Source organism: Paenibacillus sp. FSL R7-0163, from assembly GCF_037969975.1.
Classification (GTDB): domain Bacteria; phylum Bacillota; class Bacilli; order Paenibacillales; family Paenibacillaceae; genus Paenibacillus_AQ; species Paenibacillus_AQ odorifer.
In genome coordinates this window covers 1,535,621-1,547,291 of the sequence record NZ_CP150224.1, presented here as the reverse complement: position 1 = coordinate 1,547,291, position 11,671 = coordinate 1,535,621, and the positions used below count along the sequence as shown (strand labels likewise).

15 protein-coding genes are annotated in these 11,671 nt (G+C 46.0%); all 15 read right to left on the bottom strand.

Going from position 1 to position 11,671, the window contains the following annotated elements; all coding sequences use genetic code 11:
- Nucleotides 1–4: 4 nt before the first annotated feature.
- Nucleotides 5–607, bottom strand: coding sequence for a flavin prenyltransferase UbiX (locus NST45_RS06780; protein WP_036676229.1), 603 nt, complete (start codon nucleotides 605–607; stop codon nucleotides 5–7).
- Entirely contained in the window at nucleotides 607–1,479 is an 873-nt protein-coding gene (locus tag NST45_RS06775) for a UbiA-like polyprenyltransferase (protein WP_036676227.1), read from the bottom strand. Before NST45_RS06775 ends, NST45_RS06780 begins: the two co-directional genes overlap by 1 nt.
- On the bottom strand, nucleotides 1,472–2,224 hold the full coding sequence (locus NST45_RS06770) for a demethylmenaquinone methyltransferase (RefSeq protein WP_094901689.1): 753 nt from the start codon (nucleotides 2,222–2,224) through the stop codon (nucleotides 1,472–1,474). The genes NST45_RS06775 and NST45_RS06770 overlap by 8 nt, the downstream gene beginning before the upstream one ends.
- Before the next feature lie 3 nt (nucleotides 2,225–2,227).
- Nucleotides 2,228–3,097 (bottom strand): heptaprenyl diphosphate synthase component 1, encoded by an 870-nt coding sequence (locus NST45_RS06765; RefSeq protein ID WP_036676391.1) that lies wholly within the window; start codon nucleotides 3,095–3,097, stop codon nucleotides 2,228–2,230.
- A 115-nt stretch (nucleotides 3,098–3,212) separates the two neighbouring features.
- Entirely contained in the window at nucleotides 3,213–3,755 is a 543-nt protein-coding gene (locus NST45_RS06760; RefSeq protein WP_036676225.1) for a hypothetical protein, read from the bottom strand.
- 92 nt (nucleotides 3,756–3,847) lie between these two features.
- Nucleotides 3,848–4,096 carry a trp RNA-binding attenuation protein MtrB gene (mtrB, locus tag NST45_RS06755; RefSeq protein ID WP_051490908.1) on the bottom strand — a complete coding sequence of 83 codons (249 nt, stop codon included), beginning with the start codon at nucleotides 4,094–4,096 and terminating at the stop codon, nucleotides 3,848–3,850.
- 115 nt (nucleotides 4,097–4,211) lie between these two features.
- Nucleotides 4,212–4,484 (bottom strand): HU family DNA-binding protein, encoded by a 273-nt coding sequence (locus NST45_RS06750; protein ID WP_036676223.1) that lies wholly within the window; start codon nucleotides 4,482–4,484, stop codon nucleotides 4,212–4,214.
- 377 nt (nucleotides 4,485–4,861) lie between these two features.
- Nucleotides 4,862–6,340, bottom strand: coding sequence for a stage IV sporulation protein A (gene spoIVA / locus NST45_RS06745; protein ID WP_036676222.1), 1,479 nt, complete (start codon nucleotides 6,338–6,340; stop codon nucleotides 4,862–4,864).
- 436 nt (nucleotides 6,341–6,776) lie between these two features.
- Nucleotides 6,777–7,523 (bottom strand): DUF3939 domain-containing protein, encoded by a 747-nt coding sequence (locus NST45_RS06740; RefSeq protein WP_249267699.1) that lies wholly within the window; start codon nucleotides 7,521–7,523, stop codon nucleotides 6,777–6,779.
- A gap of 30 nt (nucleotides 7,524–7,553) precedes the next feature.
- The gene (locus NST45_RS06735) at nucleotides 7,554–7,922 is read right to left on the bottom strand and encodes a 2Fe-2S iron-sulfur cluster-binding protein (protein WP_036676220.1); all 369 of its coding nucleotides are present in this window, start codon (nucleotides 7,920–7,922) and stop codon (nucleotides 7,554–7,556) included.
- Nucleotides 7,923–7,956: 34 nt separating this feature from the next.
- A complete protein-coding gene (locus NST45_RS06730) occupies nucleotides 7,957–8,136 on the bottom strand; it encodes a DUF2768 family protein (protein ID WP_036676218.1) in 180 nt (59 codons plus the stop codon).
- 199 nt (nucleotides 8,137–8,335) lie between these two features.
- On the bottom strand, nucleotides 8,336–8,611 hold the full coding sequence (locus NST45_RS06725) for a stage VI sporulation protein F (RefSeq protein WP_038572437.1): 276 nt from the start codon (nucleotides 8,609–8,611) through the stop codon (nucleotides 8,336–8,338).
- A 66-nt stretch (nucleotides 8,612–8,677) separates the two neighbouring features.
- Entirely contained in the window at nucleotides 8,678–9,718 is a 1,041-nt protein-coding gene (locus NST45_RS06720) for an NAD(P)H-dependent glycerol-3-phosphate dehydrogenase (protein ID WP_076127494.1), read from the bottom strand.
- A complete protein-coding gene (plsY, locus tag NST45_RS06715; protein ID WP_036676213.1) occupies nucleotides 9,711–10,328 on the bottom strand; it encodes a glycerol-3-phosphate 1-O-acyltransferase PlsY in 618 nt (205 codons plus the stop codon). The genes NST45_RS06720 and plsY overlap by 8 nt, the downstream gene beginning before the upstream one ends.
- Nucleotides 10,329–10,340: 12 nt before the next feature.
- A complete protein-coding gene (gene der / locus NST45_RS06710) occupies nucleotides 10,341–11,666 on the bottom strand; it encodes a ribosome biogenesis GTPase Der (protein ID WP_036676212.1) in 1,326 nt (441 codons plus the stop codon).
- Nucleotides 11,667–11,671: the final 5 nt, after the last annotated feature.

Below are 11,671 nucleotides of genomic sequence, written 5' to 3'. Positions count from 1 at the left end.
CCTTTCAATCCCCCCATCTTCGAAATAAATTGTGTTCAATATTAAAGCTGTCAAGCACTTTGCCCACCATGAAATTAATCAGATCATCCATACTTTGCGGCCCGAAATAAAAAGCCGGCATTGCGGGAATCATCCGAACTCCCAGACGGGACAGCTTCAACATATTCTCTAGATGAATGGCATGCAGTGGAGTCTCACGAGGAACAAGCACCAGTGGGCGTCCTTCCTTGAGCATAACGTCAGCAGCACGTGTCATCAGATTATCAGAGGTCCCATTCGCTACCGCGGACAATGTTCCCATAGAGCAAGGCATAATAATCATCCCTTCCACACGAAACGAACCACTTGCAATGGATGCGCCGATATCCGCAACAGGATGATAAAGCAGAGAACCGGGATAGCCTTTGAACCTTTCGTTCAAAAAGCCCTCCCGGTCTGATGCGATATAGCCAAGTTCTTCTTTAAATACGCGCCAGCCCGCATTGCTAACTACCAAATGCACGGAGTAGCCTAGTGACAGCAAGGTTTCAGTTAGACGAACACCATATATCGCACCGCTTGCTCCTGTAATTCCAACCACGATGTTTTTCGGTTTAGTAAGCGTCATTAGTAGAACTGCACCACCAAGTCAATCAAAGTGAAAGAGAACACTACGATGCTCAATACGCCGTTCATAGTGAAAAAAGCAGTCTGCAGACGGCTCAGGTCACTCGGAGATACAATGTAATGCTCATAAAAGAGAATAATATATGCGATGATCATGCCTGCTACATACCACCAGCTTAAATCCGTCATAAACAGCAACGATACGAATCCAATCGCCGTGAGAATGTGAAATACGCGGGCAATAATGAGTGCACCTTGAACCCCGAACCGAACCGGAATGGACTTCAAGCCCTCTTTTAGATCAAACTCAACATCCTGACAAGAATAAATTACATCAAAACCTGCAGTCCAAAACACAATAGTGAAGTAAAATACCATTGAAGTCCAATTCACGCTACCGGTCACAGCTACCCAACCGCCTAAAGGTGCAAGCGCAATGGTCAGACCGAGGATAAGATGGCAAGCCCATGTAAAGCGCTTCGTAAATGAATAAATAACAAGAAGGAAAACTGCGATTGGCAAGAGCTTGGCCGACAAAGGATTCAGCTTAAAGGCTGCCCAAAAGAGTAAGAAAAACGAAATGCCGATAAAAATGACGACTTCACCGATCTTCAATAATCCTGCAGGAATAGCCCTTCCCGCTGTGCGAGGATTCTTAGCATCACTTATCCGGTCAATCAGTCGATTCAGCCCCATAGCAGCGCTCCGTGCCCCAAACATAGCCACTACGATCCAACCAATCTGGCTCCAGGAAGGTAGCGTGCCAGACATGACAACGGAACCAAGTAAAGCGCCCATAAAAGCAAAAGGTAAAGCAAATACCGTATGTTCAAACTTGATCATTTGTAAAAAGATACCGATTTTCTTAAACATTCCCGTTCTCCTTGAGCCCAATATGTAATGCCGCGATGCCTCCGGTCAAGGGGAAGGATTCCACTTTTTGCAGTCCGGTTTCACGGAAAATAGCAGCTAATTGCTCCCGGTCAGGGAACAGCGCCAGCGATTCTGGCAGCCATTTGTATTGCTCATACCTTTTAGCGAATAACTTGCCCAGCAATGGAAGTACACGCTGAAAATAAAAGAAATAGATACCTTTAAACGGTTGTTTCATCGGCTTGGAAAGCTCCAGGCAGACCACCATTCCTCCGGGTTTTACCACGCGTTTCATCTCGTTCAGCACTTGAACAAGATCCGGTACGTTGCGGAGTCCAAAACCAATCGTTGCATAATCGAATGCGTTGTCTTCAAAAGGCAACTCCATAGCATTGCCCTGTACGAGAGAGATCCGGTCCTGAAGCTTGCGCTCCTCCACCTTACGGCGCCCCACTTCAAGCATGCCAGCACTAAAGTCAAGTCCTATCACATTCCCTGTCTGTGTGGCTTCTGCCAAGGCAATGCTCCAATCGCAAGTGCCGCAGCATAAGTCTACAGCTGAATCCCCGCGCTTCATGCCCATCTTCTTCATCGTGAACTTGCGCCAAGCCTTATGGCGGCGAAAGCTTAAGATATCATTCATCAAATCATATTTACCTGCAATACTCTCAAACACCGAGTGCACAAACTGTTCCTTCGGCTTGCTGTTATCACCCACAGCAGTTGTAGTTTTGTCCATAGTCATCCACTAACCCTCCACGGCTGCTTGTCCTGAGACTTTCATCTGCAGGAGAATACGATCCAGCGCTATCTCAAGCTCTCTAAGCAGGCTTTCGTCTTTAACGCTTTGTAATAGTCCCTGAATCGACTGAATCGACTGATGGAGCTTGTCCGTCAGCAGAGAATCACATTTATATTTCATCTTCAGCATCTTCCAGTCCTTCTGATCAAGGTTCTGGTCTTGAAGCTGTTTGCGTTCTTCCTCTGTCGCTGACTCCAGCATCTTCCAGTAGCAATAACCATTGCTAGCATTCTCAAGGTTATCACAACGCTGAAGCTCTATGGCAACAGTTTCGCACTGACTGAATTCTGTCAATAACTTCTCCCACAACTCCACTAAGGAATTCTCGATCATGGGCGTAAAAGAAAGGAACAGCCGCATATTGAGCTGTACCATGTGCCGCAAGTATTGTTCAGCCGAAAGACGGATTCCTCTCATCTTCACATAGAGGTTCGCTTTCAAGACATTGAAATCAGCAATCGCCTTACTCAAGATTCCAACCATCTCAATTTGATCACTCTTTGCAAGCAGATGGTAAAACCAGCTACTGAAATAATCGCCAGCCAATACCTTTAATTGACGGGAACGCATAGGATCTCCACCGCGTCTATCATTCGAGCGGTCAATTACCTCATGTGTATCTAGTCCAAGTTGAATAAGTGCTGTTACGAGCGTATACAACTCACCAGCATTTCCTTTAACAGAAGATCCATGGTTTAGAAAAATATATAACAAATGACCCCGGCCATCAGAAAACGGTGGCAAATCCGTATGCTTCTGAATCATGTCGTAGTCGGTGTAGGGTTTTGCCAGTTGCGGTATGCAGTACGGTTTCATTTCAGCCTCCGAAGCCATTGACATTAATAATAATTCCTTTGTTCACAATCTTGTCTATTATATCACATGTTTTTTTGTCACGCACTGTGGTACGACTGAGTTTCTTTTATTCTTCTCAAGGATAAATGAACTGCTTCTTCCAGAGCTCAGTCTCACTAATACGGAAGCCCGTCTTGAGTCGCTCGGATATGGGGAGATTACCCGCAGACTGAAGTTCATTCTGGAGTTCAGCCGACCACTCCGTGCGTCTGATATCCCCTGCTAGCAGCAGCCGGCGGCTATCCAGCCATTTATCCATGACCACGATGCGCAGCAAAAGCTGATCCACATTCGAGGTTTCTTGAAAAGCAAAAGAAATAGCCTGCGCCATATTTCGATAAAGCTCCTGGGGTTCATGATCATTTCCGCTCACTTTTAAATCCAGTGACAGAACGTGATCCTCCCAGCCTACGCTATCAATGGATAAGGTCAATGGAAGTGCGCCAAGAACATCAACAAGATTATCATTGTCTAGCACTGTGTTATGGCCGCCAGTAAAAGTCTCTACTGCACCATTGCGTTGCTGTAAGGTAGAATCCATATCTGCCACTTTGGGCAATATTACAGCAGAGGTTGCAGTCAAGAGTAATACGGCTCCGACCCACCAGACCTTGTTCATGAACACGCCTCCTTATCCATAATTCCCACTCTTAGCTAATACGATCATTTATCTTTACTATATTTTGAAAAAAAGCAGGCTATGCCTGCTTTTCAGCTTTCACTTTCCAATTGTCCGTGCTTTGTCCATATTTCAGCCTTACCGCGAATCTTCATCGCTGAGGTATGATCAGTAAACTGGGCAATCAATACCTCGCCCTTATCCAGCTTCTCTGTATGATGAAAACGTGTATCTGTACCTCTGGTTAGCCCAATGACCTGAACGCCATTATCTTTAGCTTTAACCACAATATAGTCGCTGCCCGTTGGAAGCGGAGTAGTACCCGTATTTTTATCCATCATCACTCATCCTCCTCTAAACCTATTATACAGTTCATAGTATTTCAAAAAACAAATGCCGCCTTGGAGGGCGGCATAGTTGTTCTTAAAAGACTATGGGATAGGTATGTAGAAATCTTTATTTGATTCCGTCTTTCAGCGCCTTACCGGGTTTGAATGCCGGTACCTTGCTTGCAGGAATTTCGATTTCTTCACCAGTTTGCGGGTTACGGCCTTTACGTGCAGAACGCTCACGCACTTCAAAGTTTCCGAATCCAACCAGTTGTACTTTATCACCGCTTTGCAGTGCTTCTGTAATTGCTTCGAAAACCGCATCTACAGCTTTAGTAGCATCCTTCTTGGGAAGTTCAGTTGCTTCTGTAACTACATTGATCAAATCTGATTTATTCATGTTTTCTCACCTCCCTGAGTAAATTCTCCGGTATCATACACTGTTTCCGTTTCAACGTAAAATATACGTGATAATCCCGTTTAAAACTTAACTTTGGCGCCCTTAGACCTTGAAGCGCAACAAACTTATAGTAATACAGCCCATCCATAAATTCAAGCTGTTACTCAAAAAAGGAGCAGAAATTATCATCTATCCGTGCATATTTATCTAAATTCGATCTAATTTGTTAGACCTATAGGAGCAGTTTAGGTCTTTATTTCATCAGAATAATTGAGTCAGATTCACCGTTATTATAGGAACTAGGAATCAAGTTTTAGGATATATACAAATAAAAAGAGCAGGATTTCTCCCACTCTTTGAATTTATTTATATTCAGCTTAGAGAATAATTGCAATAAGTCCGCCGGAACCCTCGTTAATAATGCGGCCAAGCGTTTCTTGCAGCTTGTAGCGTGCATTATCCGGCATCATAGCTATCTTGCCTTGAATGCCTTCTCTAACAATGGAGTGCAGGGAGCGGCCAAAAATATCGGATTCCCAAATCTTAATAGGATCATTCTCAAAGTCCTGCATCAGATAACGAACCAGCTCTTCGCTTTGCTTTTCCGTTCCGATGATTGGCGAGAATTCAGACTCCACATCCACCCGAATCATATGAATGGACGGTGCAGTAGCCTTTAAGCGAACCCCGAAGCGAGAGCCCTGACGTATCAGTTCTGGCTCGTCGAGCGCCATTTCGGCTAAGGATGGAGCCGCGATACCATAACCTGTAGTCTTGACCATTTCCAATGCTTCTGAGAATCGGTCGTATTCTCGTTTCGCATGCGAGAACTCCTGCATAAGCTGGAGCAAATGATCTTTACCGCGGATCTCAACCCCGACCACTTCCATCAGAACTTGATCGTACAGCTCTTCTGGAGCATACAGGTCGATCTCTGCTACGCCCTGACCCATGTTCATACCACTTAGGCCAGCTTTATCAATAAAGTCATATTCGGTGAACTGAGATACGAGGCGGTCAACATCCCGCAAGCGGCGAATGTCTTTTACCGTATCGCGAACGGAGTTCTCATAACTACTACGCAGCCAGTGGTTTTCTCCAAGCACCATAACCCAGCTTGGCAGGTTTACATTTACTTCATGCACTGGGAATTCATAAAGCACTTCCCGCAGCACACCAGTTACGTCATCTTCGCTCATGTTTGCGGCGCTTAGCGTCATAACTGGGATATCGTATTTGATGGCTAGCTCGTTACGGAGCTGCTGCGCTTCCTCACTGCGTGGCCGGGTGGAGTTAATGACAAGCACAAATGGCTTACCCACTTCCTTCAGCTCTGCAATGACGCGCTCTTCAGAGTCCACGTACGAGTTCCGCGGAATTTCTGCAATCGTACCATCTGTTGTTACCACTACACCTAGCGTTGAATGCTCCTGAATAACCTTACGTGTCCCGATTTCTGCCGCTTCCTGAAAAGGAATAGGCTCTTCAAACCAAGGTGTAGAGATCATTCGTGGTCCATTTTCATCCTCGTAGCCTTTTGCACCTTCTACAGCGTAACCCACACAGTCTACCAGACGAACATTAACCTCAAGCCCTTCCGCAACCTTGATTTGGACTGCGTTGTTAGGCACAAACTTCGGTTCTGTCGTCATAATCGTTTTGCCTGCTGCGCTTTGCGGAAGCTCATCCACAGCTCTTACTCGATCAGCCTCATTCGTGATGTTTGGCAGGACAATTGTTTCCATGAAGCGCTTGATAAATGTCGATTTCCCCGTGCGAACCGCGCCGACGACGCCAAGATAAATGTCTCCGCCGGTACGCTCGGCAATGTCCTTGAAAATATCCACTTTTTCCAAAAGAGATCCCCTCCTCATATTACTCCGAAGAAAAAATGCCTGAAGAGCATCGACTTCGCGTTCCGCCGGTAATCTGACCCTTGCAGGACATCAACCGGACTTATCGTATGCCCGCCCGAAGCCTAGCTGCTTTCGACCGGGACGTACTTGCCCCGCGCTAAACTCCGAATGCTCGGACATGCATTTGGACTAGTATCATCATATGTATCCGGAACGAATTTATGACCCGTATTCGCGCATTTCCCAATGTAATTTCAAAAAAGTTAAGTCTGCGCGCCGCAAGGCGTCTGACGCCCGGAAGCTTACTCATCCATCTTATGAGCTAGGATTCTTTGATAGAACTATTTTTAGTGGATGCTGAGATTAAAAGGTTATAAACAAAAAACGCCTAATGCCCCGGATAAAACCGAAGCTTAGACGCTTTTAAACTATAACTCTAACTTGGAGGCTGTGGGATCGGCTGATTATTAATCCATAGATACGGCAAAGACTTTACGGGAACGTAATATGAAGCTTCCTCCAGATCCAGTCGCAAGTCCTGATTCTTGTCGCGCTCTCCACCCTTCTTATCGACGGCAGCCATGATATCAAAAACATAATCTACGTAGACAGTTCCATCCTTATCCATGATAAAGTCAAGAACTTGACCGGAATAGACACTAGTTAACGTTATAGAGCTTGTACCCGCCTGCTTATGATCAATAGTATACAATCCGGGGTATAGCTCATCAAGCACAGGCAGGTTGCCGCCATGAGCTGATTTATAGCGGTTAACCTGTCGTTGCACGTCATTCACCTTTTGAACCGTAACAAGGTCCATCACCTTCACCACAGGATCAATTTCCTCATTCAAAATAAGAAAATAAGCACTTCCACCCTGCTCAAAAGCGGTAGCCGGTATATCATCCAAATATCCCTTATTATTCAGCTTCCCCAAGTCGATACGAAACTTCTCATACCTTGGAGTAGTTTCATCCGCATTAAGAATGGGCAGTACCTCTTCCTCCTGTTGATAATCATCAACGGCTGCTTGTATCCGTTTAACACTTTCCCGATAATTAACACTAGCCCGCTTCTCTTCACCTGGGTATAGACAGCCCGAAAGCGTAAGCGCGAGCGATACCATCCCTAGCAAAATCTTGGCCTCTGCCTTCAGTTTCATTTTATATCCTATAAACTCCAACCGAGTCCCTCCCACGGTGACATTCTTACGCTACCACAGCTCATCTTCTTCCCCACGCCGCGCTGCTTCAAGCTTACGGCGCACCGCAGCCTTCAGTGGATCTTCCGGCACCTGAACGGTTACGTCGCTCCATACGGCAGCCTGACAGGCCAAACGCGTTCCTTCTTCTAAGGCCGATCCAAGCTTACGCCGCTCAATATCACCGGGAGGCCTTACTGCAGCAGCCTCTTCCTTCGCGACTGTAACCTTGCACATCAGACAGCCTGCTTTGCCTCCGCATCTAGTTGTTATTGGCACTCCTGCTTTACGAGCAGCCTCTAATAACGAAATGCCACGGTTCACAACAGCTTTACGACCTTCTGGTTGAAATACAACGGTAACTCCTTTTTGTGATTTCATGATGTTACTTCCTTCCTCAACACTATGTAACTGCTTACATAATTGAAACAACTCCGCCCAATAGGCCCACTAACATAATGACAAAAGCAAGTATAGACAGTACAGCCTTAAGCAATCCCTTGGTTTTGCTCCGAGCAAAAGTTATAAGAAATACTGATAATCCCATAATCAGCATCGCAATCAGGGATAACCACATTTTTGTCATCGGATCCATGGTCAAAGCCCCCATTCGCCTGTAATTTATTAGGGACTATTATATCATGACCTTATCCTTTTCTGTAAAAAAACATCATTTTTTATGTATTATTTTAAATAGATTACGCTTCGTGAAAATTATCAGGAATATAAAAAAAAAAGCAAAAGACGACGGAATCATTCATTGATCCGTTTTCTTTTGCTCACCCAACATAAAGCTATTTTTTAAGCATCATTTTCATTAAAGACTCCATTGTGCTGGAACCTGCGCCGCCTTTTTTAACGGCATTGATAATCTCCTGCACAGTAGCTTCACTGACCGGCACTTTCGCCATTGATGACACCTGCTTAATTAACTGGCGGAGCTGGGCTTCATTCTGCGTAGTTCCTGGCTTTACCGTACTGGCTAGCTTTTTGACGGCACTTTCCGTAATGTTCTTGCCCGCCTTTTTGTTAATGGCGTTCAATGCATCCTTGGAAAAATCTCTGCTCACTTTTCATCCCTCCTCCGTCAATCCCCATTACAACATATGAGAATTTGCGGAAAAAGGTGAACAGGATCAGGAATGCCACTGCTCCCAAGTTTCCTGGGAGATCGACTCAAGCTCAGGCTTACGATCACGCCCCATCAAGGCTTCAACCGCACTGCGTGGGCTTCTTCCTTGAAAGAGCACATGATAAATCTGATCCGTAATCGGCATCTGCACACCCAGCTTGAGCGAAATTGCATAAGCTGCTTCGGTAGTACGAATACCTTCGACTACCATCCCCATGGATTCCAGCACCTCGGCCAGCGGCTTGCCTTGACCAAGCATGGACCCAGCGCGCCAGTTACGGCTGTGCTGACTAGTAGCCGTCACAACAAGGTCGCCAATTCCGGCAAGGCCGGCAAAGGTCAAAGGATTGGCTCCAAGCTCAACTCCCACCCGAGATATCTCGGCGAGTCCACGGGTCAAAAGGGCTGCTTTAGCATTGTCCCCATATCCAAGGCCATCGGATAGACCTGCACCAAGGGCAATAATATTCTTAAGAGCTCCGGCAAGCTCTACCCCTACCTGATCACGATTCGTATATACACGGAAATCGTTGTTGATGAACAATTCCTGCGCTTCGGCGCTACGTTTGTCATCAGGTGAAGCAACTACAACGGTTGTAGGACACCGGCGTACAACTTCCTCTGCATGACTTGGACCGGAGAGGACGACGATCTGCCCTTCGTCACAGCCTAGTTCCTCTGCAATTACGATGGACATCCGCTTATTGCTTTCCGACTCAAAGCCCTTCGTAGCATGAACACATAACATGTCATCCTTCCAGAATGGCTTCAGACTGCGAGCAACCTGCCGCATTCCTGAAGACGGAGCTACAATTACAACCGCCTTAGAACCGGACACTGCCGTTTCCATATCCGTAGTTGCAATAATGTTAGCTGGCAGTGCGATGCCAGGCAGATACTTATTATTCGTATGAGAGCCATTGATCTCGGCAGCTTGATCAGAGTTGCGTGTCCACAGATAAACTTCCGAGTGGTTTGCAGCCAGCACACTAGCCAGCGCAGTTCCCCAGCTCCCCGCTACAAGTACGGTAACTTTATCAGACAACACGATTCCCTCCTTTAACTTTTGAGCCTATCTTGTTCTCACGGCCTTCTACAATCTTTACAATATTCGTCCGGTGCCGCCAGAAGGCGAAGACCGCAATAATAATACTGGTCCAGAGCACAGGTTGTGTAAATCCTGTCAACAATAAAGCCACTGGTGTCAGTGCTACAAAAATTAATGAGCCAAGGGACACGTAACGTGTGATAAAGATAGACAGGATGGCGATGATACCGGCGAGCAGCGCTGGCCATAAACAAAGCGTAGCCATAACACCGATCGTAGTAGCAATGCCTTTCCCCCCACGAAAACGAAAATAGAGCGGCCAATTATGTCCGATGATGGCCGCGATTCCGCAAAGAGCCGGAACCCAGGTTCCCCAACCGCCGACCCAGGTTCCTAACCATACAGCGGCCACCCCTTTCAACACATCCAGCAACAGCACTAGTATTGCAGGACCTTTACCCAATACACGCAGTGTATTGGTAGCCCCCGCATTTCCGCTTCCGTATTGACGGATATCAATTCCCTTTAGCAACTTTGCAAGCAGTACACTAAAGCTGACAGAACCAAGCAAATAGCTTACAACGATAACCAGAAGTTCAAGCGCCACACTTCTTCTCCCCTAACCTTCGTTTTCGGATTTGCGCCGTGTAAAGAGACGGATTGGTGTTCCTTCGAAATTAAATGCTGCGCGAATTTTATTCTCCAGATAACGTTCATAGGAGAAGTGCATCAGCGACGGATCATTCACGAACACCACAATCGTAGGCGGCTTAACCGCAACCTGCGTTACATAGTTAATACGCAAGCGACGGCCTTTGTCAGTTGGTGGAGGGTTAATCGCGATTGCATCAGATACAACGTCGTTCACCAAATGTGTAGTAATGCGCAGTGCGTGCTGTTGAGATACATGCTGTACAACAGGCAGCAGTTTTTGCAAACGCTGTTTGGTTAAAGCCGACAAAAAGACAACCGGTGCGTAACTCATAAACAAGAAATGGTCACGAATCTTAGTCTCGAAGTTCTGCATAGTCTTATCGTCTTTCACAATGGCATCCCATTTGTTGACAACAAAAATAGATGCTTTACCAGCTTCATGTGCATAACCAGCAATATGCTTGTCCTGATCGATGATGCCCTCTTCGCCGTTAATTACAACGAGGACCACATCAGCCCGTTCAATCGCACGCATAGCTCGCATAACACTGTATTTTTCAATGTTCTCGTATACCTTGCCTTTTTTACGCATACCTGCCGTATCGATAAGCACATAACGTTGCCCATCACGTTCAAAAGGAGTATCGATAGCATCTCTTGTAGTCCCTGCAATATCGCTGACGATAACACGTTCTTCGCCCAAAATCGCGTTAACCAGAGAGGATTTACCTACATTCGGACGGCCAATCAAAGCTACACGAATGACATCCTCATCGTATTCATCATCTATTTTCTCAGGTAGGCGTTCAACTACAGCATCTAGCAAATCGCCGAGTCCGGTTCCGTGACTACCAGAAATTCCGATTGGATCGCCAAAACCAAGGCTATAGAACTCATAAATATCATCCGCACGCTTCATATTATCCACTTTGTTGATGGCAAGAACGACCGGTTTACCTGAACGGAACAGAATCTGAGCTACCTCTTCATCTGAATTCGTCACACCACTCTTCGCCTCACACATAAATACAATAACATCCGCTTCTTCAATCGCCAGCTCCGCTTGAACACGGATTGATTTCAGAATTGTATCTTCTCCATCAATTTCAATACCTCCGGTATCAATCACACTGAACGACTTACCGTTCCAATCTGAAATACCATAAATCCGGTCACGTGTAATCCCCGGCTTATCTTCTACAATGGCTAATCTATCGCCAATCAGCCGATTAAATATCGTCGATTTTCCGACGTTAGGCCTCCCAACAATTGCCACAACGGGTCTTGCCATATTCA